The organism is Rosettibacter primus (assembly GCF_036860675.1).
Lineage (GTDB): Bacteria > Bacteroidota > Ignavibacteria > Ignavibacteriales > Melioribacteraceae > Rosettibacter > Rosettibacter primus.
Genome location: NZ_JAYKGK010000010.1, coordinates 1 through 26,937 on the forward strand (window position 1 = coordinate 1; position 26,937 = coordinate 26,937).

Below are 26,937 nucleotides of genomic sequence, written 5' to 3' on the forward strand. Positions count from 1 at the left end.
CCAATAACTTCATCAAACAACAGCTTCGTAAGAAGTAGTCGCTTTGAATTGCTGGTTATATTGCGCTAACGTTTATGATAGATTTATCTTTTCCATATATTTTAAAATCCGAAGTTGGTGAATAAATATAACGTGACGTATAAAAAAACTGCAATGTATTTAATGTGGCAACCATATCTGCTCGAACAGGCATTATAGTAGATGGTAACTTATAACTTCCCCTAAGGAGCAAAGACTTTGATAATGGGAAATATAGTTCTGTATTTCTGCTGCCAAAACCAACACCAAACTTAAAATGACTGAAATCATTGGGTATTAATTTTACAGGTCTGTCACTTGTAACAAAATGATTAGAGTCATCATCATTTATTAACAATATCCAAGATCTCTGATGCAGTAATTGATAAATTCTATATACCGCTTTAAATTCCCAATCAATCGTACTATAATTAAGTTCAACTAATTTCCATTTTTTTTCTTTGTTAAACTTTTTCATTTCTTCATATGTGATATCTTTAAATTTATTATCTGTTTCTCGATTTATTCTTTCCATTTCACTATACCATATTTTTCTGTCGCTTAACATAAGACTAAAAATTTTGGATGCGACATTTTCCTTAAACTCTTGAAAACTTTCTCTAATAACTGGATTTCTTACTCCAATTAGTGCTATATAATAAAGTAATTCACTAAACTTTTCATTTTTAGGTAATTCTTTCTTTTCGTGGATGTATTTAAAAATCAATGAAATAGAACCTTCAACTTTTGATAATTCTTTTTCCAAAATATTGGGATCAATCTCATTTGATTCAATTTTGTTAAAATACTTTACATAACATTCATTTATTGGCTTAGAAGGTCTAACAGTCTTATTTTTTACATCGTAACAAAATAGAACTCCCTCATTATCACCGGACAGAGTGAATCCCGCTAAATAAAATTTTGATAAATAATGATGTTTTTTTGGTTTGCTCATCTTTAGTAATAAAACAGCATTGTGTCTAAGCCAAAGCCCAGAGCAGCAATGCTACAATTATAAAATAACTTTTTAATTAGAACATTTGTCCGCCAAAAGCGGAAACTTTCATTTACAAACTACGCCGAATAACAAAGCCGAAACGGAACTATAAACTTTTAAACTGAACAAATGCCAAACCTACTTGCCGCAGGCAAGCGCGAAAACACTTACGGCTTGAGGAATTTGTTAAATAATAATCCATATTTTTTTGAGAAACTTTTATTTCGTCAGCCAAAATCCAAAGAGAAGTTTTAAGTTTCCTTTGAAAATCGATGTGCCAAGAAGAATTATCCGATAAAGCCAGGATTTCGCCAAACTTATTATTCTTATTGAGCCATATCGTCAAGTTTGTAATAAAATATCGCACAATAAAATTCTCTTAATTGTGATTTTTATTTTTGAACAATAAAACTGAGATAATTAACAAGACACACACAGTAGCAATTATTTTATATTCTAAAGGATAATAATGTCCCGCAAAAATTTGAGGACCAGCAAAATCAAATAGACTTTGGGAGGTTGTTCTTCCTTCAAAACTCATTAAAGAATAAATTAAACCACCAGAGCTAAGAAGTAAAATTATTTTTGATATGAGTTTCATAAAGTTTAACCCCTATAATAAATGACTAAGTACCTAACGACGTTTGCCGATAAGCCGTCGCTGAACGGTTTATGGCGACAATGTTTTGATTAACTAAAAAGTGTTATTTTGTAATAACAATGAATAAAAAACAGAACAAGCTTGAACTACCAATGCAAAGACCGGCTGAAGCGTTCGGCTTGATTTGCAGGTTATATGCGTTTTCATATTTACCAACAAAAAACCAGATGAAAATAAAATTAGAAAACAAAAAACACAAACAGACATTCGGGCTGAAATTCTTGAGAGAATAAAAAAATAAAATATTGCAGCCCAGAAAAAATTATAGAAGCCACAAATTCTTTTTACAAATGGTGGACTTCCTATAAAATATTATTAAATAAAACTATCGAGCCAATTGTTCATTACAAACAGGTTGCCATTTCAGAATAAGGTCTTTTTCTTCTGATAAGCGAGAACTTTCATTATTATTCAAATGAGCGTGAATATGAGTTGCGCCATTTCTTATGGCACATTTTTCTTTCTCGTGATTTTCGAGACGTTGGTTCAAATTTTTTGTTTGACCAATATAAACAGGTAACCAATGGTTTGGTGTTGTCTCTTTTGCAAAAATATAATTACCTCCTTCTTCCTTAAAAGAAGAATTGATGGGATAAATATAGTACAAATATTGTTGACCAGATTCACCAGTCCAATTGATTTTTGGTGTGTCACTCATAATTTTACTCCTCTAACTGTTAAGCATATAACGATGTTGCAAATAAAGCGCTGCCCAGAACTACAATGCAACACTGAAAAGCTTTGCCGATAATTATTTATAAATTCATTTTATCTACTAAACACGAAAAGCAATTATCTTTTACAACTCAACGCTAAAACTACTACAATGCCGCAACCTTTAAAGCAGTCGCTTTGATTTGCGGGTTATATGGCATTTTATAATCGTTTCTACTTTAACTAATATTAGAAGATTATCCCCATAGTTAATTGATGCGTATTAATTATTTGAGTATCATATTTATAGAAATATCTAATATCTAATCCTAATTTTGAAGAAATTTTTAATTCAGAACCTAATCCAATAAGTATTCCAAACGATTTAGAAAGATTATCTTCAATAGGTTTTGTTTTATATTCACTTGGTATATCTTCCAGTGATGAATAGGATGTTGACAGAGTAGGTGATTTATAATATTTAGTATCAATGATAAAATTGTATCCAACATTAAATAATAAATATGGTGATACAGTGTTATTCTTAAGAATATATTGCATTCCCACATAAAAAGGAATTAAATCATAGCCTTCTTCATTAACATAATATTGATTTGCATAGTAAAATTGAATATCATTAATCACATATATTGAATAAGATTTTACAGTATAGGATGCGTTGGCGAATGTTTTTAAATATCCGAGCGATGAATTCACATTAAAATTATGTGTTAATTTTGTCTTAATTTCTAGAAGAAAGGCGCCACCAGTTTTTGAATCATTGCTAATATTAATTCCACCATAAACTCCTACATCCAGATTTGAAAATAAAGAGGGGGATTTATTTTCTTGCGCTAAACAAATATTAATTGAAAAAACAAATAATAAAAAGATTATTTTTTTCATAAACAATCACCTTCTGATTTGTGATTTTTAAAAAGCAATAAACGGATTTGGTATTTTAAAATTATCTTTTTTGTAAATTGATTTTGAATTTTCCATCTCAACATAATTTCCAACTTCCCTTCCTTTTATACTCATGTAATTGACAAGTAAAAATGAACTACTATCACCTATTACTGAATATCCTATATGGCCAAAATATTTTGCATAATAAATTTCTGATATCTCAGTATCAGATGTACCTTTTGAAGATATGATAGCAAAAACATCCTTAAACTTGCTAGCAGGCGTATTAAATTCATTTAAATGTTTTGCAGTCAAATAATCCTTTGACGAATCTGGATTTAGATATCCAACCGTTTGCATCCAAATATCTCCATCTTCCGGAAGTATTTTGGCTAATCTTTGTTCGGAATATGGATTTTCAGGATAGTTAGATGATTTTTCGAGTTCTGTAAAATAAAGAAAACCATCTCGAATGAAATAATATGAAACATATTTATTATTAGGGTCATAACTATAATAATACCACTCAGTTAAAAAAACTTCTTGACCATCAGATCGATAGGTTTTACCGACTATTTTCCAAACAGTATGTATTTCAGGATTATTTGAATATGGCATACAATATTGCCTAATATCACCAATGTTTAATGACATGTATTCATTAGCGAAATCAAAAGGCTCATTTGAACTTTCACATCCAAAAACTATAAATGTAAAAACGAAAGAAATAAAATTAATTTTAATATTATTTTTTATTGAGCACATCGTGGACTCGCATTTTGAAGGACAAGCTCGAAAGCTTGCCCTAATTAATATTTTATAACTAATCAAATTATTTTGATAATATCATTTTCTTAATCGAACTAAAATTATTCGATTTTATTTGATAAATATATAATCCACTTGCAAGATTTGAAGCATCAAATGTTATTGAATATCTACCTTTGGTTTTAAAATCATTGACAAGAGTTTTTATTTCACTTCCGAGTAAATCAAATATCTTTAGCGAAACAAATCCGTCTGTTGGCAATTGATACTCAATAGTAGTGGTTGGGTTAAACGGATTTGGATAGTTTTGTTTAAGTAAATACTCTGTTGGAACTGATTCAAATAAAGATTCTTTTGCCAATGAAGCCTTTGGGATGTTAGAATTATTTTGCACAATACTCATTTGAGGTGGATATTCAGAAAGTACATCTACATACCACTCATTTGAGGTTTTAGTTGTGTTGCTTGCATCTGTAACAATACATCTTAATTTAAAATCTCGCGGATCTGAGCCAGTATTGGTGCGACTGAAAGTTGGTGAATTTGTACCAACAGAAAACCAATACTCACTGGGTGGGGCGTTAATTATAATTCCACCAGAGCCTATTTTATCTGTGGTTGTTAATGATTTGCTTCCTATTGAATATGATGAAATGCTACCAAGATACATTATTTGCCAATTATAGGTAAATGGAGCAATCCCATTTGTTAAAGTAGCATTCCAATATCCAGTACTTCCTAAATAAAGCGAAAAATCACCGAATATTGATACATTTGTTAGAGGTTGTGGTGGGAGTGTAACATAAAAAGTAAGAATGTTCGAATACATGAAGTAATCGTTCCCTCCATTTAGATCACTAACAACATGTACAGCACCTTGAAGATGATATGTACCAGCTTGCGAAAATACCCAGCCGCCACTCTGACCCGTTTGCCAAGAACCCCAGTGACCATCAGGATATTGAACTCTTGCACCATACCAATCAGTTACAAAAAATAATGATACAGTTAGTATATGATAACTAACACCAGCATTTCCATTTGCATCAATTTGAAAAGATTGATTATTTGATGGCAAATCGAAATAGACATTTGCACCATAAGCAAATGATTGAATTAAAATAAACACAATTAGAATCAACTTTTTTATAACATAACTCCATAAATTATTTAATAATTTTATGGCGGAATGGTATATTTACATTGCAAACAAATCTGTTTCTACAATTTGCAAGACAGTAGTAATAGAAGGTTAAATTATTTGTTTGCCCTTTATACCGGAGCCGCCCCGCTCCGGTTTTTATTATTTTTTTCTTTTGCATTACCCCCTATATTATTTGTTAAGCCATATAACGACGTAGCGGTTAAGAGGACACACAAGGTGTACGCTACAAATGCAATGATTTACTGTTTATATTATTTAAAATCCTTTCTTAATCCTTGCAACAATGTTTAACTACAAATGCCACGGCCGACTACAGCTTTCCGCTTGAGACGCTTGTTATACAACGAGTAATTTTTCTTTATATTTTTCATAAATATCAAAACCAATTCCAAGAGCTAACCCAATTAAGGCGGGAACTCTTGAATAAAACAATAAATAAGTTGCAGATATTTCTACGTTATGAATAATCATTAGTATAATTACACCAAGCACATTGGTGAGACCAAATAAGAGCATTAACACAAGAGCTCTCAAGAATAAGGGAATGTTATTATTCTTATCAATAAATAATTTATAGTAATAAATGGACAGAAATACTGCAACGATTAGTATAAAATCCATTAAAAGAGTGTGCAACGATACAGATTTTGCTCTTACTATAGCAGTTGTAATTAAGAACAGAATGGCTACATAGATAAGTTCTTTCTTGTTTCTATAATTCATAACGGCATAAATAAGAGATCCGAATAAACCAAGAAGTACAATTTGGAATCTAGTATCGTGGAGATGAAATATATTTAAACCATAAAACACCATACCAAATATCATACATGAGAGAAAGCCGCAAAGAACTGTAAAAAATATTTCTTTGGAATTCTTATCCATACCTATACCTTTTCTCTTGTATAACTATTATTTAACCCGCCAGCAGATACGTTGTCTTAAAAATGATATCTACCAGCATTTTGTTTATTTTTATTTAAAATTCTCATTTTCTCGCTTGCTATTACTCCTACCTAAATTATGCTGTCTATCAGGTTCTTAACTCCTAAACCTGCATTTAGTACATATATGCATATCATTGTTATTTTTATTTTTTTATTACTTTCTTAGCAAGTGCCATTATTAAACTGTTAAATTTATTTATCCAGACGTTGCATGCTTCTTCAGTCTTTCTGCTGTAATGATTTGCCCGCAGAGTAAGCCTTACTTTATCGAGGAGTTTTGGTTTGTTTGCTATATTACTCTGGCTTGTGTTCACATATTTTCCCTCAATTCTGAAATAATGTAAAAAAATAATTTTAAAATTCAAAAAACATTTTTTTCGATTCTACTCAGCGGTTCTCAATGACAATTACTCAGAGGAACTCCGTGTAATAAAAAACTACACAGAGATTATCGCAGATTAATACACATAATAATCTGCGTAAATCCGCGAAATCAGCGAGAAATATTTTTCACGCAGATAATGCAGATTACCGCAGATATAATATGTGAAAGGCTCAGAAAAAGAGATGAAAGAAAAATGGACTCGCTCCCAATATTCCACCATTCCAATATTCCATTATTCCTAGTATGAACACACAAAGGAATAAAATAGAAAAAAATTCATAATCCCAGATGAAGTTTTACTCTTTACCATAAAACCCTTTTTATTAAATTATGCCATATAACGACGTTGCAAATAAAGCGCTGCTCAGTACGAGAATGCTACAATTGCAAACAAACTTTTTGTTTTTAAATCTATTTTGTTAACTAAATCTAACTTGCAGAACAAATTAACTTTGAAAACGAATGCCAATAACTTCATCAAACAACAGCTTCGTAAGAAGTAGTCGCTTTGAATTGCTGGATATTTCCAAAAAGTTTTTAGTTTATTTTGTAACAACTTTTTGGAGGTCCTATGTTTTACTCTGGTATCGACCAGCATAAACTCTTTTCTTACATCACTACAGTTGATAGTGATGGTAAAATTATTAAAGAAGCTAAACTAAACAATAACAGCTTCGAAATTCTTAATTACTTTTCATCCCTTGGAAAAGAACATATTGCCACCGTTGAGACTATCGGCGGATGGTACTGGATCAATGATCTGCTTTCTTCTCAAGGCATTGATCTCAAACTTGCTCACGCCAAGTACGTAAAAGCCATCGCTTATGCTAAGGTTAAAACCGATAAAGTAGATTCGCATATACTTGCTCAGCTCCTTCGTCTTAATTTTATTCCTGAGGCTTACAAAATATCCGATGATATCCGGACTCTTCGCGATACTCTCAGAGCAAGACTTAGACTTTCAGTTAAAAGAACTAGCTGTCTTAACTTTATGCACCGTATGCTTGAGAAGTTTAATATTAATGATCCTTCTATGCTCAATGATTTCTACAAGCTTCAATATCAGCAGTTTGATATCCAGGCTAAATTACTCAAAGAACAAATGCTTACTTTAGAAAAATCTATTTATCCAACTCTTATCCCAAATGATGATATCCAGCGTCTACTCTGGATTCCCGGTATCGGTAAAATGAATGCCTTCACTATCCTTTTGGAAGTTGGCGATATTAACCGTTTTGCATCAGAGAAAAATTTCTTCTCTTACTGCCGCTTTACTCCTTCTGCTCGTAACTCTGCTGGTAAATCAAAACAACGTTCATCTAAAGATGGCAACAAATACCTTAAGATTGTTTTCTCCGATGCCGCTGTGCACGCCCTGCAATATTATCCTGTTATTAAACGTTACCATAACTCAAAGCTCAGAAAAAAGAAAAAGCAGGTTGCTAAAGCCATTATCTCCAAAGAAATTGCACGTATCGTCTATTTCGTCTTAAAGAATAAATCAGACTTTAATAACAAATTCAAAGGTATTGATCTCGAACATAAGAAATCTGTTCAATGGCCGCGCATTACAAGCCCCGACGTCTAACTAGTAGCTCTTTAGCAGACTCTTTGCGCTGGAATGGGAAGTAATGCGCATGCCTAAAATATATCTGGGATACTCTTAAGCCCCATAAGCGGTTTGGTTGCCATTGATTTATCATTCTTTTTCTCCAGCAGCTCACTCGATATCATATAGGCATTTGGTCTTCGGTAATTCAAAGAACTTTCGGGATTTCTATCCCATTATATTTTTACGTCCTATTGACTTTTTACTTTTTTAAGCGGTTATGCCCATTTATGAATTTATTAAATTATTATTTGCAAATATTTTATCAATTTGCTTCTTCATAAATATCTTTCCATTGATTTTCAGCAGGATTAAAATTTTGTTTCAATAAAAATTTATAAATTTTACCTCCATCAATAGAAGAATAATGTATTGAAACAATTCTAAGTAACCTTACTTTTTCTGCATCTGGGAGATTCATTAATTTATTAAAATCATGTTTACCAATATCAAAAGTCCATTCGGAAGTTTTATCAGGAAATCTTATAAGATTATCTTGTCGGTAATTGATTAATTCATTCGAATCATTTTTAACAACAACTGTCATTTTTATAATTTTAGCTGGAGTATTCTTTACGCGGAAAGCAACACGCCAAGGAATTGGGATTATAGTATTTTTTAAATGGTCAACCACACCATAATTTGAAGCCCATACAAATGGACGGCTACTTTTTTCATATTGAACTCTTGTCCAATAAAGCGAAATAATAGAAGTTACTAATGATATAACTGCAATAATTATTGGAACCCACACTATGAACCAAGGAGTATGTGGTAAATTTTCTATTATAACTTTTGTAGTATCCATAATTTTACCAAATGTTTTATTTTATATAATACTTACTCAAGCGTATAACGGCGTTGCGGTTAAGCTGCTGCCCATAACAAGAATTTAGCTTAGAACACAAATGCCAATGATTATTAAAAACATTTTTATTAGAACTACTTTGAACAAGAAACTGTATACGGAACTACAAACTTATAAATCGTACAAAAGCCTAATGCGAAAGAAGCAGTCAGCTTGAACCGCTTGTTAGGCAGTTTTTATATATACTTTTTAAATCTTGAAAATATGTTTACTACTTTATTTATACTCTTTTGAATTACTATGCTATCAATTGTTATAAATTCTAATTTAGGTGCATCAATTGATTCTATAATAGAATTATTTTTATAAAAAGTTTTATAAATTTTTTCTCGACTTGCATACCATATATAGATTGTATCCATTGTCATATTTGCTTCTTTAATAACTTTTGGTGTTTGGCTATAACTTCCATATGATACAAATAATCTCAAGGTTATTAAATCGGAATTGTTATTTTCCTCTTTAAATGAATATGGAATACTATCTTTTGATAAGGGCAATGATTCAAACTGCTCTATTACAATATTTGATGTATCTGCTTCATTTACAATTATAATTTCATCAATGTATTTACCTTTGTAAAATCTGTCATCATCAGTTTTATTCATTTCACAGGATTGAATTAAAAAAATAATAATTATTATAAATACAAGGTTATTGAGTTCTTTCATTTTAATAAAGATTGGTAGCAACAGATTTATTTTCCTTTATTCTTATATACAATAGCAACTTTTGTTTAACTGCCTAACGACGTTGTGGCTAAGGCGCAGCCCAGAACTACAATGCCGAACTTGTTAATAATTTATATAATTACAAAAAACTTTCATAGTACGACTACTTTGAACAAGATACTTGAAACGGAATGACTAACATTAAAATTTCCAAAATGCCGAATGCGAATACGCTGTCGCCTTGAGCCACTTGTTATACCGCTTTTTTACATTACTCTTTAAAACATCGCGTGGTTAAAACTAATTTATATTTGCTAAAATATTAATTTAATATTTTCTTCTATTTGATTTTTTCATTTACCTTGAAGAAACGAATAAAAACTTTTCCCCAAGTGGTGGTGCGACAGCACGACCACATTTTAACAATATTGATTATACCAAACCTAAGCCAATTGTGCTTTAATAATTTTTACAAGTTGAACAATTTAAAATAAAACATACAACCTTTTTTACTTAGATAATTTAATCAAGCACAGTTGGCGGCGAAAAAGAAATACTGAGTGACCAGATTTTAATACTTGAGCTAGTATGAGTATAAAATAAATTATTTTGATGAGATTATATTATTTGCACATTTGCTCAAATGTTTGTTATATTTGAGCTATGAAAAAAGATACAATAACACCAGTTTGTGAAATCGATTTTATTGACGAAAAGAAAGTAAAGTCTGTTAAGAAACGAATGCCGGATGATTCTTTGATAACTGAACTTTCCGAAACTTTTAAGAATCTTAGTGATTTTACAAGATTAAAAATCTTACTTTCTCTTGCTGAAGATGAATTGTGTGTTTGTGATATTGCTGCTTTAACCGGAGTTTCTGTTTCAGCTATCTCTCATCAATTAAGGTTGTTAAAAAATAACAGACTTGTTAGTCATAGAAAAGAAGGCAAAATGGTTTATTATTCTTTAGATGATGAGCATATAAATAAAATTGTAAATGAAGCGTCGAAGCATTGTAAAGAATATGCAGAATAGTATGCTGATACATTACATAAATAAAGCAACAAAAATTATTGCAGCAATCATTCTTTCAGTGATTGTTTTTACATTTCTTCATTCCGAAGCTGGTTTGCTTAACTATGATGGGGATAATCACGGTTCACACGATTATTGTGAAATTGTAAAGACAGCTACAGCCAAAGTTACCAAAGATTCTTCACAAGATATTTATAAGCTGCAGGTTGATAAATCAATTTGCTACCATTGCATTGATGAAACGAAACAATCAACAAAAGCATTTTCAATATTAGATTCTGAACAATTCTACACACCACAAAAAACAACTGAAGTTTACCTTTTTAACAGAACATTTCTGATTTAATCTTTTCTCTTTTTCCACTTACTAATTATTCCGCTGTGGGATAATTACATCTTCGCCAAAGGCGAATAATCGTTTTTTAAAAAATTATTGGAGTTAGTATGAGGCAATTATTTGCTTTGTTCATTCTAATTTTTTCGGTGAGCATTCTAAATGGTCAGCAAGGAATGAATAAGGAATTAACTTTAGATGAAGCAATAGAAATTGGACTGAAGAATAATCCGAGAATAATATCTGCACGGGAAAATATTTCAGCAGCTAAAGGAAGATTTTGGAGCGGTATTTCATTACCGGCACCGGAAGTTGGCGTTAGTTATGAATACACTCCGGTAAATAAGAGTTTGAGAAATTTTAGTGAAAGAACATTTGAAGTAAGTCAGTCTTTTGAGTTTCCTTCAAATTATTTTCTAAGAGGTTCCAGATTCAGTAAAGAAGAAGAAATTGCTTTTTATAGATTGAAACAGACTGAAGTTGTTATAATAGCACAAATAAAATCTGCATATTATAATGTCCTTTCAAAGAAAAAACTATTAGAGATAGCAGAGGAAAATCTAAAAATAGCTGAAGATTTTTCTAAAAAGGCAGAGATACGATACAATGTTGGTGAAGGGACTAATCTTGAAAGATTGACGGCAAAAGTCCAGTTCACAGAAGCAAAAAACAATTTAGAGGTTGCAAGGAATGAATTACGAACTGCTTTTGCATTGTTGAATTTTTCATTGGGATATGGAAAGCGAACCGACGAAATTTTTACTCTCGCTGATAGTCTGACTTATTTACCATTGAATAAATTCACTTTTGAAGAGTTGTATAACTTAGCACTATCCGTTAATCAACAAATTAAAATTTCGGAACTGAATGTAAGCATATCCTCAATTAATAAATCACTTGCGTGGTCTTCATTGCTGCCAAATTTTAATCTTGGCTATTTCAAACAAACACGGGATGGTGATAATGGTTTTTATGGAGCTTCATTTGGAATATCCGTTCCACTTTGGTTCTTGTTTGAGAACCGAGGACAAATTCAGGAAGCTACAGCAAACGTAAATATTGCGGAATCGGAACTGCAATTAATAAAGAATGATGTTTATCTGAGATTGAGAAGCGCTTTCAACAATTATGAGAACGAACTAAGACAGGTGAATCTTTATATAAGTGATATTCTACCGCAGGCGGAAGAAGTCTACCGTTCCGCATCAGCAAGTTACGATGCCGGAGAAATAACTTATATAGAATTTTTACAGGCAAGACAAACATTGATAGGTGCATACAGCAATTATACGAATGTGTTGTTCAACTACTACCGTTCAATATTTACACTTGAAGAAACGGTTGGACAAAATCTTTTGAAATAGAACACAGATGACACAGATTAAACTGATTTCCACAGATTATAAAAAATATTTTTAATAAAGGAGTTAAAATGTTGATTAAAAAATTAAGGACTGAATTCATAGCAGCAATCATTTTTGTAGCTGTAATTTTTGTCGGATGCGGTGATAATAAAACAGAGAATACAGAAAGTGAAATGAAGGAAAAAGAATCGCACGAAGTAAGTGAGGTGGTGCTTTCTTCAGAAGCAAGAAGCAAAATTGACCTTGCCTTTGATGAGGTAAAAGAAGGAACAATCAGCGGAATGCTGAAAGCACCAGCCAAAGTAATTACTAACCAGGATTATGAAGCACAGGTAAGTTCATTAGTTCAGGGAAGAGTGCTCGAAGTATATGTTAAAGAAGGCGACTATGTAAAAGAAGGACAAATATTAATGCACGTTGAAGGACTTGAGATAGGTGAGATAATAGCAGATTATCTGCAAGCCAAAGCTATGCTTGATTTTACCAAAGCTGCTTATGAAAGACAGCAAACCTTACTTGAACAAAATGTTGGTTCACAAAAATCATTTCTTGAATCTAAAGCCGAGTATGAAAAAGCTTTGGCTGAATACAATGCAGAAGATAAAAGAATTCATTCCATAGGTTTAGAACATAGTGATATAGAGACAAGCAAAGATTCTGAACACATTGCGGGTGTGCTTCCAATTAAAGCGCCTATTGGTGGAATAATAGTAGAAAGAAATGTAGTGATTGGTCAATTGGTTGAAGCGAACACAACTGCTTTTAAAATAATGAATATATCTAATCTTTGGGCTGAAGGACAGATTTATGAAAAAGACCTAACTAAAGTTACGGGAAAACCGAAAGTTGAGTTTACTACACCGGCATATCCAAATGAAAAGTTCAAAGGAGAGGTAATTCTAATTGGACAAACTATTGATGAGCATTCAAGGACAATAAAAGTCAGAGCTTCGCTTCAAAATACAAACGGCAAACTTAAGCCAAATATGTTTGGCGAATTGTTCATACCGATAAGCAGCAATACAAAAGGAATCATTGTTCCAACTGATGCAATTGTAAAAGAAGGAAATGAATCTTATGTATTTGTAGTTGAGAACGATTCGACTTTTTCAAGACGCAATGTTGAAACAGGTATTGAGTTTGCTGGAATGAGAGAAGTAGTAAGCGGCATAAAGAAAGGTGAAAAGATTGTAACCAAAGGAGTTTTCTTCCTAAAGTCTGAATTATTAAAAGAAACATTTGGAGAGGAAGAATAATTATGATTGAAAGAATATTAAGATTTTCATTAAAGCAAAAGCTGCTCGTTTTGTTTGCAGTTATTTTGCTTATTGCTGGCGGTATAGCTGCATTCAGAATATTGCCCATAGATGCTGTTCCCGATGTAACAAATATTCAGGTTCAGATTCTTACCAATTCTCCTACGCTTGCGCCGTTGGAAGTTGAGCGATACATAACTTTCCCAATTGAAGTTGCAATGAACGGAATACCGGATGTTGAAGAAATCCGTTCTGTATCTAAGTTCGGCTTATCATTAGTAACAGTAGTCTTTCACGACAATGTAGATATTTACTTTGCACGACAGCTTGTATTCGAGCGGCTTCAAAAAGCAGCAAAAGATATTCCACCGGAATTTGGTAAACCGGAACTTGGACCAATCAGCACAGGTCTTGGTGAAATTTATCAATACATTATCAGACCTAAAGACAAAAAAGCAAAGCAAGATTCTACTACTTTGATGGAAATGAGAACTCTCCAGGATTGGATCGCCAAAAGACAGTTACTAACTGTTCCGGGAATTAACGAAGTGAACAGCTTTGGCGGAATTGAAAAGCAATACCAGGTGTTGGTAGATCCGCAAAAACTTTTAAGCTATAATCTCACCTTACGAGATGTGTTTAATGCTGTTGCTGAAAACAATGCAAACACCGGCGGCGCTTACATTGAACACGCTAATGAACAATATTTGGTTCGCGGTTCCGGCTTAGTTCAAAGTATTGATGATATAAATAACATTATCGTAAAGACATTAGAGAACGGCACTCCGATTTACGTTCACAACGTAGCTGATGTTCAGCTTGGCTCGGCTATACGGCAAGGCGCTGTTACAATGAACGGTGAAGGTGAAGTTGTTGCCGGAATTACAATGATGCTTAAAGGTGAGAACAGCCGTGTAGTAGTTGATAGAGTTAAGGAAAAAATTGAAACTGTTCAAAGGGCTTTGCCGGACAGTGTTACGATTGAACCTTTTTATGACAGAGCGGAATTAGTTAATAAAACAATAAAAACAGTCCAGACAAATTTAATTGAAGGCGGCATACTTGTTATTCTTATTCTTGTTCTTCTTCTTTACAATTTACGCGGTGGATTTATAGTTGCTTCCGTAATTCCTCTTTCAATGTTGTTTGCCGTGATAATGATGGTTGCAACCGGCGTGTCAGGAAATTTAATGTCGCTTGGCGCTTTGGATTTCGGATTGATTGTTGACGGCGCTGTAGTAATGGTCGAGAATGCAATACGAAAGCTTCACGAAAAGAGAAATGGAGTAAGCGCAGAGGAAACATTATTGGAATCTGCTTTAGAAGTTGGAAGACCGGTTGTGTTCGCAGTGGGAATTATTATTATTGTTTACTTCCCTATAATGACGCTTACCGGAATTGAAGGAAAAATGTTCAAGCCGATGGCATACACTGTAACTTATGCTTTAATAGGTGCATTGATTCTAAGCTTAACTTACGTGCCGGTGATGAGTGCTTTGATGTTTAGAAAAGGAAAAGTGACTGAAAAAGAAAGTCCAATTATTACTTGGTCAAAAAAGAAATATGTTCCGATATTAAAAAAGATTCTTCATAAAAGAATTTTCGTGACTGGAATTGCTGCTGCATTTGTCATTGTTAGTCTAGTAATTTTTCCATTCTTAGGAAGTGAATTTATTCCCCAGCTTGATGAAGGTTCGATTGCTTTACAAGCGTTGCGATTACCAAGTGTATCATTAACAACCGCTGTAAATACAACATCTTTAATTGAGAAAGAAATATTGAAATTTCCGGAAGTGAATTACGTAGTTTCAAAAACAGGGCGTGCAGAAATCGGCACTGATCCGATGGGTGTAGAGATGAGCGACATATATGTGGAACTGAAACCAAAAGATGACTGGACAACCGGAAGAAATAAAGAAGAACTTGTTACTGCAATGAGTGAGCAGCTTTCAAAACTTCCCGGAATGGTTTTTAGTTTTTCGCAGCCGATTCAACTAAGAGTTGCTGAATTGATTGCCGGAGTCCGCTCAGATATTGCTATTAAGCTTTTTGGTGAAGATTTACAGACTTTAAAAGAAAAAGCTGAAGAAATTGCAAAAGTAGTAACCAAAATTGAAGGTGCGGCTGATGTGAAGGTTGAACAGGTTACAGGTTTACCGCAATTACAGATAAAAGTTGATAGAGGAAAGATTGCACGATATGGAATAAATGTAGCGGATGTAAATCAAATTATAGAAACAGCCATTGGCGGAAAATCTGCCGGTGAAGTTTTTGAAGGTGAAAGAAGATTTGATTTAGTTGTGCGCTTCAAAGAGGAATCAAGAAACAGCATTGATGTAATAAAAAACATCTTAGTTCCTACTCCTAATGGTTCGGGTATTCCACTTAGTCAAATTGCGGATGTTTTTGTTGAAGAAGGACCGGCTCAAATAAGCCGTGAGCATAGCCAGAGAAGAATCGTAGTGGAATTGAATGTAAGAGGAAGAGACATTGGAAGTTTCGTTGAAGAAGCTGAAAGAACTATTTACGATAAAGTAAAACTACCAGCCGGATATTATTTAGAATGGGGCGGAACATTTGAACAGCTTGCAAGCGCAAGAGAAAGACTGGCAATAGTTGTTCCCTTATCACTCTTCTTAATCTTCCTACTGTTGTTCATTTCTTTTGGTTCGATAAGAAATGCTTTACTGATTTATACCGGAATTCCTTTTGCAATTGTCGGCGGTATTTTTTCATTGTTGATAAGAGGAATGCACTTTAGTATTTCTGCCGGTGTGGGATTTATTGCATTATTTGGAGTTGCAGTCTTAAACGGAGTTGTGATGGTTTCATTTATTAATCATTTACGGCAAGAAGGAAAGCCGCTGGAAGATGCAGTAATAGAAGGAGCGGCAACAAGATTGCGCCCGGTGTTAATGACAGCGCTTGTAGCATCGCTCGGTTTTATTCCAATGGCAATATCAACGGGAGCCGGTGCAGAGGTTCAAAGACCACTTGCTACTGTTGTTATCGGCGGATTGATAACATCAACAATATTAACGTTGTTTGTTCTTCCAACGTTTTATATGTGGTTTGAAAAGAGAAAAGAAGAGAAGCCCCTCTAAATCTCCCCGAAGGGGAGACTTTAGGACTATCTTCGGTAGTTAAAATGAGAGATAGTAGATGGGAAATAGATTATGAAAAACATAGTAACAAAATCAAAAATAAAATGTCCTTATTGCGGTTATGAAAAAGAAGAAGAAATGCCGATAGATGCTTGTGTTCATTTTTATGAATGCAACTCTTGTGGAAAAATATTAAAACCAAAAGAAGGTGAATGCTGCGTCTTTTGTTCTTATGGTGATGTCAAGTGTCCGCCAAAACAGATAGAAGAAAAGCCCCCTAAATCCCCCAAAGGGGGACTTTAGATGGAAGATGTTTGATGGTAAATGGAAAATGTGAGAAGCATAGCGCAAAGAGCAAGGCGTTTAAGAATGAAATTAAGAAATAGAGAAAATCAATAATCTTAAAAAAAAAAGGAAAAAAATATGAAAGAGATAAAAGCAATTGTTCAGCCGTTTATGTTAATAAAAGTAGTAAGTGCACTTCATAAAATTGACGGGCTTCCCGGAATAACAATTTCTGATACTAAAGGATTTGGTAAAAGCAAAGGGAAAAAGGAAAACGGTGAGGAAGGAATTTTTGAATTTGTGCCAAAGAATAAAATAGAAGTTGTGGTTCCGGATGAGATGGTTGAATTAGTTGTAAACACAATTCAGAAAAATGCTCACACCGGCAATCCAGGTGATGGAAAAATTTTTGTTACTGAAGTTAGCAATGTTGTAAAGATAAGAACAAATGAAAGAGGAGAAGGAGCGATATAATGGAAAAATCTATCTATAAAATTTCTAAGATGGATTGCCCGTCTGAAGAACAGTTGGTAAGAATGAAATTAGAAAATATTAATGGCATCTTGAGAATGGATTTTGATATTCCAAACAGAACACTAACTGTTTTGCATAACGGAGATAATGAAGTAATCTCGGAACAAATCGGTGAATTAAACTTAGATTCAAAGTTGATTAAAAGCATTGAGACTAATGAATATGCTCACTTAAAAATTGAAGAATCAAATCAAGTAAAACTTTTATGGACTGTTCTAATAATCAACTTCGGGTTTTTTGTCATTGAAATGACAACCGGGATTATTTCAAAATCAATGGGGCTTGTTGCAGATTCGCTTGATATGTTTGCAGATGCGGCAGTTTACGGTATGAGTCTTTTAGCGGTAGGCAAAGCTGTTTCGCGGAAAAAATTAGTAGCAAAATTAGCAGGTTATTTCCAATTTTCTTTAGCGGTTATCGGCTTCATTGAAGTAATAAGAAGATTCATAGATTTTGAAGAAATACCGGATTTTCAAACAATGATTATAGTTTCAGTTCTTGCCTTGATTGGAAATATTTTTTCCCTTTATCTGCTTCAAAAGGCAAAGAATAATGAAGCACATATGCAGGCAAGTATGATTTTTACTTCTAACGATATTATTGTAAATGGGGGTGTTATTACTGCCGGATTTTTAGTCAGCATTTTAGATTCTAAAATACCGGATTTAATAACTGGAGCGATTGTGTTTACTTTTGTAATTAGAGGTTCGTTTAGGATATTGAAATTGGCAATTCAAAAAACAAATCATATTGAATCTAACTAAGCGGTATAACTATTAATTATACTGCACAAATTTATTGATTAAGGAATGATATCCTGCGTGCAGTTGCAGGATATTATTCCAATGGCTTTGTTTTTGCGTAATATTCTTAATATTTAAAAATAGCATTTGCATAATATTATTCTTCATACATTTTAGTCTAACGGACTCTTAACTCCAAGTCCTCTATTCAAAACGTGTGTATAAATCATTGTTGTTTTTACCGAACTATGACCGAGAAGTTCTTGAATAGTTCTAATGTCATGGCCGTTTTCAAGTAAATGAGTAGCAAAACTGTGGCGAAATGTATGTGGACTACCTTGTTTTATTATACCTGCTTTCTTGATTGCATCTTTCACAGCTCTTTGAATAGTGCTTTCGTGAATATGCCATCTTATAATTTTACCGCTATCATTGTGCTTTATAAACTTGTCTGCCGGAAATGCATATTGCCACCCGAATTCTTTTGCAGCATTTGGATATTTTTTATCCAATGCATACGGAAGTATGGTTTCACCTTTTCCTTTGCTTAAATCTTTTTTGTGTTGTTTATAAACTTCATTCAAATGTTTTTTTAGTTCTGGAATTATTGATGATGGTAAAACTGTATGCCTGTCTTTTTCTCCCTTACCATCTCTAACAATAATCTGTTTATATTCGAAATCAATATCTTTTATTCTGAGACTTAAAGCTTCAGACAATCTTAATCCACTGCCATATAAAAGTGAAACAACCAGTTTTGGTACTCCATTTAAATGTTCAAAAATCTTTGCTGTTTCATTCCTTGAAAATACTACGGGCAAATGTTTTATTCTTGTTGCGTGTTTTATATCATCCAGCCAACCAACTTCTTTATCCAAAACATTTTTATACAGATACAATATTGCCTGTAATGCTTGGTTCTGTGTTGAGGCGGAAACATTTTGATCTACTGCAAGATGATTTATGAATTTCTGAATCTCATCTTTCCCCATTTCATTCGGATGTCTTTTGTTGTGGAAAAGTATATATCTTTTTATCCAGCCGATGTATGCTTCTTCAGTCTTTCTGCTGTAATGATTTGCCCGCAGTGTAAGTCTTACTTTATCGAGGAGTTTTGGTTTATTTGCTTTATTACTCTGGCTTGTGTTCACATATTTACCCTCAATTTCTGAAGTAACATAAAAAAATAACTTTAATTTTCAAAAATATTTTTTCGAGTTGTAAACAATAAACAATTAGCATTTGTAAGCTATCAAAAAAAATAATTTTCACGCATATAACGCGGATTATCGCAGATAGAAAATGGAAAACAAATTAAAGAATAATAAGCTCGCCCCCCATTATTCCATTATTCCATTTTTCCATTATTCCATTTTTCCATCATTCCTACCCTTTAACTTTAACCTGCAATCTTGCTTGCCCGCCTTAGGAGTGGGCAATTTTGCAATTTTGCAATTTTGTAATAAGGTACTTTCACAACTTCCTTGCTATAACAATCGGTTTCTTTATTGCTTCTGTATTTCCTTTTTCATTTGTAATTTCTATTAGCAAAATATAAATCCCGATTCTTAATGGTCTGCCATTGTCATCAAGTCCATCAAATATTATTGAATTATGAGAAGCAGCGGGCATGTTGTGTGTGAGAGTTCTGACTAATCTTCCCTGACTGTCGAAAACACGAATTCTAACCTGAGATATTTTGAATGATAAATCAAAATTAATCGTTGTAAAATCTTCATATCCATCATTATCAGGCGAAAAAGGATTTGGTAAAATTGTAACTTTTGATTCTGAGTTAACAACTGCTGTATAAATTGAATTTTGTTTTAATGGCGTTGCCCCTTCTTTGCTTACTGATGTACTCCAGTTTGTCTTATCATTCGAATCTAAATATGGATTAATTCTTTCCAGTGATTTGTTTTTTGTATTCAATAAATTTCTATTGTGCCAGTCAGGTAAATAATAAACTGAATCAATCGTATTGCCTCTAATATCTTTCAATATCAATTCACAGCCATCGTTTGAAAGAGATAAAGAACTATTGATTATTACTAAATCATCATATTTCAATGAAGAATAATTTTTGTAAACAGAAGAATCATTCGCAATAATGAAAAATGAGTTTGGCTTAATTAATAAATATGTATCCGACAATTTAGTTTTACCATTTTTCCCAAATATTAAATTCATTCCTCCAATTTGAATTGTATCACTCGTAGTATTAAAGAATTCGATAAATTCGGAATTGCCTGCATCTGGTTCATACATTATTTCATTTATTACAATTGAATTCTTTTTGTAAGTCAATATATTATTTATAGAATTTTCATAACCCGGAGTAGCTCCATCTTTACTTAATGACAATGACCAATTTATACTATCTGTTGATGATGCCGCCAAAGAAATTCTTTCAAGTGAATTACCTTTTTTGTAACCCCACTTTGAATTATAAAAAACGCTATCAATCATTCTCCCTTTAAAATCATAGATAATGATTCCATCAGATGTATTATTTAATGTTCCAAATTTTGTTTGAAAAAATTTTTTCGGAGGATAATATGGAAACTTTGCAGTATCACTTGCTAACACAGCATATTCATTTGGCTGCAAATATTCTTCTTTTTTTGTAATTATTGATTTAATTGGTGAAGGCATCAAATCAGATATATACCAGTTTTTCAAATTAATTGGATGATTAGAAACATTTACTATTTCAATCCATTCAGATTCCCCTTCGAATGGATTATACATTATTTCATTAATTAATATTGAATATTGCAAACTACTTAATCGAATTTCCTTTTCTAAAAAATTATTGAGTGTATCTTCATCGTTGTTCATATAAATTTTGCAATAAATTTTTAAGTCATTTTCCAACCTCAGTCTTTTCTTAGATAAAATTGTAATTGAATCATCAGCTGATAAATTGTTGCCATGTGCTTCATCAAAAAAATGATAAGTATTTTCTTTCTTAAAATAAAATTGAACTGTAAAATTTTGTGCTGTATTCAATCCACAATTCAAAACCGTGACTGATAGATTTACATCTTCACCAGGACTCGGATATGCAGGCTCGGTTGATATATTTTTTATTGCAATATCGTTAGCTTTTCTTGAAATGCTGTTTAATCTTCCCGGAGTACTTAATTCAATATCTAATGAAGAACCCCAATTGTTTTTTTCTAATGATGAAATCAAAAGTGACTTTCGTTCCAATGATTTGCCGTTCTCTCCTCCCAAGCCTTTCTGATACATTAGTGAATCAATTGTTACTTCATATGCATCTTTTAACACTATACCATCTGCATCATTATTCAAATTAGCAAATTGATTGATAATTAACTCAGAAGGAATAATTTTATGAAAATTTATAATCGATGAATCTTTGGATATAACTGATAAAGAATTTTTAAGAATTTTGCCACTTTTTATTTTTGTCTTTGTTGGATTTGTTAACACATCAGTTATTGACCATCCTTCTAAATCAATATCATAATTTGATGTGTTGAATATTTCTATCCATTCAGGTTCGCTGTTGATTGGATTATACATTATCTCATTTACTAAAACTGAATTTGGATTATAACTTGGATAAACTGTAAAATTTATACTGTTGTTTGTAGTATCTTCATCTAATTCATTTATATTTAGCAGATTTAGGATAATTTCAAATTTTCTTTTTGAAATTAATTGAGGAATAAAATCGTCAATCTCAAGTTTTAGATTTGCATTTGACACGAAATTGTCAATTTGAACTTCCTTAAGTGTCTCTCGAAGATTATCTTTAATTTCATGAACTATTAAAACAACATCAGTTAAGTTCTTTCCATAGTTTGCAATATCAATTATTAATTTAACTGATTTTCCTATAACTGGCACTTCCGGCTGGATTGAGTAATTAACAATTGCAACATCATAATCCTTTTTTGAAACAGAATTATTTTTGTTCGGTGTTCCACCTTTTTCGAGTGTTGAGCTTTTCCAACTTGCAGAATCTGACGATGATAAAAATGCATCAATTCTTTCCAGCGATTTTCCTCCTTTTCCTCCCCAGCTCGATTTGTAATATACTGAATCAATCGTTCTTCCTAATGAATCACTTATTACTATCATTCCTCCATTGTTATTCAAAATCGGAATATTACTAATGATTACATTTCTTATCTCAGGATAAATCAAATATATGTTCGTATCCTTTGCAATTGTTACATATTCTTTTGGCTGAATAATTTTGCTTGTCTTTATTATTACATTTTTGCTTACTTCATTCTCTATCTGATAATTCTTTATATCAATTTCTTTTTCACTTCGATTATAAAACTCTATCCATTCTGGCTCTGGTGATATTGGCGCATACATGATTTCATTTATTACTATATCCCCTCTCTCTACTTTTATTTCTACTCCATCTATATCCAAGAAAGCTTTATCGTTCTCATCATATTCATCTAATGAATAATTAATTGATAAACTAAATTGATTTTTCCCAATAGCAACATTTTCAACTGCAAATTCTATTTGTAATTCTTGTTCTGTTTCTATTACTGATATTTCTTTTTTCTCAATTAATTTATCATCTCTGAAAAGCTGAACCTCAACATTCTCTGCTTTCTTTTTACCAACATTTTTTATAATTGCTGATAATACTATACTTTTACCTGCCTCTGCATATCTTGATTTACTATAAAATGATAAAACTGATGCATCATAATCTTTCTCTGAAATTGAATTTAATTTACCCGGCGTTGCATTATATTTACTTGTTGAACTGCTCCAATTATCTTTATCAATGCTGCTTAAATCTACATTCTTTCTCTCAAGTGATTTTCCATTATTCCCTCCCCAATCTAAATAATATCTTGTGCTGTCTATTGTTCGATTGTATTCATCTTTTATTACTACAGCATCTCCGCTGTTATTCATTGTAGGCAAAGAACATATTATTAATTTTTTAATCGATGTATAATAATTAACTACCGATGAATCTCTGCTGATAACTAAAAATTCTTTTGACTTTAATTCATAATCTTTTGTTGTAATTTCAATTAGAGTTGAACTATCACCAACTTTCCAATTCTTTAGATTAATATTATGATTCGAACGATTGAATAATTCAATCCATTCTGGCTCATCACCACTCGGTGCATACATGATTTCGTTTATTACGATATCATTATATTGCTGCGGTTTTTCCCGAACTCGATATTTCAAATAAACTTTGTTATTGGGAACATTTTCATCTTTATTAAAAACAATCTTTGCAATAAGACAATTATCACCAATTGAAGATGCTATCATTTTATGATTAATCAATATCGAATCGCCTGGATTCAAATTTGTCAAATGCAAAGTATAATCTATAGTTTGTATTAATTCACTATCAACTCCAATTGAATCACAATTAATATCATTAAATAATTGGAATGAAAAATTATCAGCAGCAGATTTACCTTTGTTCTTAATCTTAAATTTTATAATGATTGTGTCTTCTATTATTGCAATTAATGGAGTGATTCCATCGCATGTAATTTCAATATCATAATTAAACGGTGTAACCGAATTCTTTTTATTTGGAGTTCCTTTAATATCTATTGAACTTTTCCAGTTTGCAGAATCTGATGATGATAAAAATGCATCAATTCTTTCCAGCGATTTTCCTCCTTTTCCTCCCCAGCTCGATTTGTAATATACTGAATCAATCGTTCTTCCTAATGAATCACTTATTACTATCATTCCTCCATTGTTATTCAAAATCGGAATATTACTAATGATTACATTTCTTATCTCAGGATAAATCAAATATATGTTCGTATCCTTTGCAATTGTTACATATTCTTTTGGCTGAATAATTTTGCTTGTCTTTATTATTACATTTTTGCTTACTTCATTCTCTATCTGATAATTCTTTATATCAATTTCTTTTTCACTTCGATTATAAAACTCTATCCATTCTGGCTCTGGTGATATTGGCGCATACATGATTTCATTTATTACTATATCCCCTCTCTCTACTTTTATTTCTACTCCATCTATATCCAAGAAAGCTTTATCGTTCTCATCATATTCATCTAATGAATAATTAATTGATAAACTAAATTGATTTTTCCCAATAGCAACATTTTCAACTGCAAATTCTATTTGTAATTCTTGTTCTGTTTCTATTACTGATATTTCTTTTTTCTCAATTAATTTATCATCTCTGAAAAGCTGAACCTCAACATTCTCTGCTTTCTTTTTACCAACATTTTTTATAATTGCTGATAATACTATACTTTTACCTGCCTCTGCATATCTTGATTTACTATAAAATGATAAAACTGATGCATCATAATCTTTCTCTGAAATTGAATTTAATTTACCCGGCGTTGCATTATATTTACTTGTTGAACTGCTCCAATTATCTTTATCAATGCTGCTTAAATCTACATTCTTTCTCTCAAGTGATTTTCCATTATTCCCTCCCCAATCTAAATAATATCTTGTGCTGTCTATTGTTCGATTGTATTCATCTTTTATTACTACAGCATCTCCACTGTTATTCATTGTAGGCAAAGAACATATTATTAATTTTTTAATCGATGTATAATAATTAACTATTAATGAATCTCTGCTGATAACTAAAAATTCTTTTGACTTTAATTCATAATCTTTTGTTGTAATTTCAATTAGAGTTGAACTATCACCAACTTTCCAATTCTTTAGATTAATATTATGATTCGAACGATTGAATAATTCAATCCATTCTGGCTCATCACCACTCGGTGCATACATGATTTCGTTTATAACTACATCATAAATATTTTCTGTAAACTCAATGCCATTAATTTTATAAGTAAATGTATTATCATCTATGAATTCATCTAATGGATAATCAACGATTAAAATAAAATTATTTTCTCCTTTTGTTATTGAATCAGTAGTTAATTCTAATTGCACTGTTTCATTAGATGAAATTGATTGTATGGTTTGCATCTGCAAAAGTTCAGATTCATCCCCAACAGAATTTGCATTAACATCCTTAAATAATTTTAAGATTACATTTTGAGCAGCATTTTTTCCTTTGTTTTCAATTTCTGCAATAAATAACAATTCCTTATTAACAATTGCATATTGAGATTTTGCATAAAAATTTTTTATAGAAATATCATAATCTTTTTTTGTTAAAGAATTAATCCTGCCTGGAGTTGCTTTTTCTTTGCTTATAGATGTTCCCCAATTAGAAGCAAACACACTACTTTCATCAGCTGAAATTCTTTCGAGTGATTTGCCTGAACTTCCTCCCCAAGAAGGGTTATATCTTACACTGTCGATAGTTCTTCCTTCGTTGTCTTTTAAGATTACATCATCGGCTGTATTGTTTAATGTGGGAAATAATTTTGTTACTAATTGAGAAGTGATATTATAAAAATTATTAATCGATGCATCTTTGCTGATAATTAAAAATTGATTCGAATCGATAAATAAGTCATTATTAGAAATTACAACTGAAGAAGAGTTATCAGCAATTTTCCAATTTCTCAAATTAATTTTTCTATTGGAACGATTATAAAGTTCAATCCATTCGGGTTCATCATTAATTGGTGCATACATTATTTCGTTAACAACAATATCATTATACAAAGCTAATTTTTCTGCAACTGTTACATTTGCAATTGTTCTATTATTCGTTAAAACCTCATCGATTAAAAAATTTATACCGGCTATAAATGAGTAATTGCCCGGTGTTTCTGTATAAAAAGATTTTTGAATTACAATTGAATCACCGTTTATTAATTCAGAATAATCTTGATAAAAAATATTTTCTCCTGCTTGCTCTATAGAATCACGATTTACATCATTAAAAATGCTTACAGAAAAATTATTAGCTGTTAATCTGCCTTTATTAATAACTACAAAAGTAATTTTCAATGAATCTTCTGCTCGAGGGGTCGATGGATTAATGTTGAGAAACTTAATTTGTAAATCATAATCTGTTGGCGATACTGAATTTTTAAAACCTGGTGTTCCATGAGTTCTAAGAGAATTTTTCCAGTTAGAAGAAGAATTATCTTTATTCAAAATTATCTTCTCATCAGAAATACTGGCAGAATTATCTGCAGAATAAGTGTAAGTATCTACAGTTTGTCCGCTTGGGTCAATCAAATATACAGTTCTGCTTGTTGTGTTAGCCATACCGGAAGAACCAAAGTTATTGGAACTAACTTTCAATACAATTACATCAGAGGGAATTAATGTTTTATAAATTCCATTATTGAAATCATAATTGCCTTGAAGTATTACAGCAAATTTACCTGGTCCCAATTTCGTTCCGCCAATAAGGGGAATAAGATTATTGTTCGATGATGTGTAATACTTGAACTTATAATTTGCAATATCAATTGTTTCCGTTGAAGAAGTATTATAAATCTCTACAAACTCTCCATTTGTTTCAGAGGGATAGAACATTATTTCACTAAAAGTAAGAGGAGAAGTTTGTTGAGCAAATATATTTATTGCCCAAATAAATATTATTAATGAAATACACTTTATGTTTAACATAGAGTGAACTTCTTATTGCCCTGACTTTTGCCCTAATGAGATATTTTTTATGATATTAATTAAAAATTATTGAAATAAAATCCAAGCAA

21 protein-coding genes are annotated in these 26,937 nt (G+C 31.8%); 9 read left to right on the forward strand and 12 right to left on the reverse strand.

All coding sequences use genetic code 11. The annotated features are described in order from the left end of the window. Nucleotides 1-55 precede the first annotated feature (55 nt). The 8 genes from VJY32_RS11675 to VJY32_RS11710 all read right to left on the reverse strand — a co-directional run bounded on the left by VJY32_RS11675 (nt 56) and on the right by VJY32_RS11710 (nt 6,436). Entirely contained in the window at nt 56-976 is a 921-nt protein-coding gene (locus VJY32_RS11675; RefSeq protein ID WP_353678097.1) for a DUF4238 domain-containing protein, read from the reverse strand. A gap of 421 nt (nt 977-1,397) precedes the next feature. After that, nucleotides 1,398-1,619 (reverse strand): hypothetical protein, encoded by a 222-nt coding sequence (locus VJY32_RS11680; RefSeq protein ID WP_353678098.1) that lies wholly within the window; start codon nt 1,617-1,619, stop codon nt 1,398-1,400. Nucleotides 1,620-2,004: 385 nt separating this feature from the next. Beyond that, nucleotides 2,005-2,337 (reverse strand): GIY-YIG nuclease family protein, encoded by a 333-nt coding sequence (locus VJY32_RS11685; RefSeq protein WP_353678099.1) that lies wholly within the window; start codon nt 2,335-2,337, stop codon nt 2,005-2,007. Between the two features lie 245 nt (nt 2,338-2,582). Beyond that, nucleotides 2,583-3,239: an outer membrane beta-barrel protein gene (locus tag VJY32_RS11690; protein ID WP_353678100.1), complete on the reverse strand. Its 657-nt coding sequence runs from the start codon at nt 3,237-3,239 to the stop codon at nt 2,583-2,585. A 27-nt stretch (nt 3,240-3,266) separates the two neighbouring features. Then, the gene (locus VJY32_RS11695; protein WP_353678101.1) at nt 3,267-4,007 is read right to left on the reverse strand and encodes a hypothetical protein; all 741 of its coding nucleotides are present in this window, start codon (nt 4,005-4,007) and stop codon (nt 3,267-3,269) included. A gap of 67 nt (nt 4,008-4,074) precedes the next feature. Further along, the gene (locus VJY32_RS11700) at nt 4,075-5,151 is read right to left on the reverse strand and encodes a T9SS type A sorting domain-containing protein (RefSeq protein ID WP_353678102.1); all 1,077 of its coding nucleotides are present in this window, start codon (nt 5,149-5,151) and stop codon (nt 4,075-4,077) included. A gap of 360 nt (nt 5,152-5,511) precedes the next feature. Next, entirely contained in the window at nt 5,512-6,060 is a 549-nt protein-coding gene (locus VJY32_RS11705; RefSeq protein WP_353678103.1) for a hypothetical protein, read from the reverse strand. Nucleotides 6,061-6,265: 205 nt separating this feature from the next. Next, nucleotides 6,266-6,436 carry a hypothetical protein gene (locus tag VJY32_RS11710; RefSeq protein ID WP_353678104.1) on the reverse strand — a complete coding sequence of 57 codons (171 nt, stop codon included), beginning with the start codon at nt 6,434-6,436 and terminating at the stop codon, nt 6,266-6,268. Nucleotides 6,437-7,078: 642 nt separating this feature from the next. Here VJY32_RS11710 and VJY32_RS11715 point away from each other — a divergent pair. Next, nucleotides 7,079-8,095 (forward strand): IS110 family RNA-guided transposase, encoded by a 1,017-nt coding sequence (locus VJY32_RS11715; protein WP_353678105.1) that lies wholly within the window; start codon nt 7,079-7,081, stop codon nt 8,093-8,095. Nucleotides 8,096-8,381: 286 nt separating this feature from the next. On the opposite strand, the gene VJY32_RS11720 is transcribed toward VJY32_RS11715, so the two are convergent. Further along, a complete protein-coding gene (locus VJY32_RS11720; RefSeq protein WP_353678106.1) occupies nt 8,382-8,924 on the reverse strand; it encodes a hypothetical protein in 543 nt (180 codons plus the stop codon). A 236-nt stretch (nt 8,925-9,160) separates the two neighbouring features. Further along, on the reverse strand, nt 9,161-9,592 hold the full coding sequence (locus VJY32_RS11725) for a hypothetical protein (RefSeq protein WP_353678107.1): 432 nt from the start codon (nt 9,590-9,592) through the stop codon (nt 9,161-9,163). A 726-nt stretch (nt 9,593-10,318) separates the two neighbouring features. Here VJY32_RS11725 and VJY32_RS11730 point away from each other — a divergent pair. The 8 genes from VJY32_RS11730 to VJY32_RS11765 all read left to right on the forward strand — a co-directional run bounded on the left by VJY32_RS11730 (nt 10,319) and on the right by VJY32_RS11765 (nt 18,331). Beyond that, a complete protein-coding gene (locus VJY32_RS11730; protein ID WP_353678108.1) occupies nt 10,319-10,690 on the forward strand; it encodes an ArsR/SmtB family transcription factor in 372 nt (123 codons plus the stop codon). A gap of 1 nt (nt 10,691) precedes the next feature. After that, a complete protein-coding gene (locus tag VJY32_RS11735; protein ID WP_304043315.1) occupies nt 10,692-11,036 on the forward strand; it encodes a hypothetical protein in 345 nt (114 codons plus the stop codon). Between the two features lie 98 nt (nt 11,037-11,134). After that, on the forward strand, nt 11,135-12,388 hold the full coding sequence (locus VJY32_RS11740) for a TolC family protein (RefSeq protein ID WP_353678109.1): 1,254 nt from the start codon (nt 11,135-11,137) through the stop codon (nt 12,386-12,388). 68 nt (nt 12,389-12,456) lie between these two features. Beyond that, nucleotides 12,457-13,644, forward strand: coding sequence for an efflux RND transporter periplasmic adaptor subunit (locus VJY32_RS11745; protein WP_353678110.1), 1,188 nt, complete (start codon nt 12,457-12,459; stop codon nt 13,642-13,644). Between the two features lie 2 nt (nt 13,645-13,646). Continuing rightward, nucleotides 13,647-16,748: an efflux RND transporter permease subunit gene (locus tag VJY32_RS11750; RefSeq protein WP_353678111.1), complete on the forward strand. Its 3,102-nt coding sequence runs from the start codon at nt 13,647-13,649 to the stop codon at nt 16,746-16,748. Nucleotides 16,749-16,820: 72 nt separating this feature from the next. After that, nucleotides 16,821-17,051, forward strand: a complete 231-nt coding sequence (locus tag VJY32_RS11755; protein WP_353678112.1) for a GDCCVxC domain-containing (seleno)protein — start codon at nt 16,821-16,823, stop codon at nt 17,049-17,051. 120 nt (nt 17,052-17,171) lie between these two features. After that, nucleotides 17,172-17,507 (forward strand): P-II family nitrogen regulator, encoded by a 336-nt coding sequence (locus VJY32_RS11760; protein ID WP_353678113.1) that lies wholly within the window; start codon nt 17,172-17,174, stop codon nt 17,505-17,507. Beyond that, nucleotides 17,507-18,331 (forward strand): cation efflux transmembrane domain-containing protein, encoded by an 825-nt coding sequence (locus VJY32_RS11765; RefSeq protein WP_353678114.1) that lies wholly within the window; start codon nt 17,507-17,509, stop codon nt 18,329-18,331. The genes VJY32_RS11760 and VJY32_RS11765 overlap by 1 nt, the downstream gene beginning before the upstream one ends. A gap of 152 nt (nt 18,332-18,483) precedes the next feature. Here VJY32_RS11765 and VJY32_RS11770 read toward each other — a convergent pair whose 3' ends face one another. Together VJY32_RS11770 and VJY32_RS11775 are read right to left on the reverse strand one after the other, a co-directional pair. Next, on the reverse strand, nt 18,484-19,461 hold the full coding sequence (locus VJY32_RS11770) for an integron integrase (RefSeq protein ID WP_353678115.1): 978 nt from the start codon (nt 19,459-19,461) through the stop codon (nt 18,484-18,486). Nucleotides 19,462-19,783: 322 nt separating this feature from the next. Next, entirely contained in the window at nt 19,784-26,848 is a 7,065-nt protein-coding gene (locus VJY32_RS11775; RefSeq protein ID WP_353678116.1) for a lamin tail domain-containing protein, read from the reverse strand. Nucleotides 26,849-26,937 lie beyond the last annotated feature (89 nt).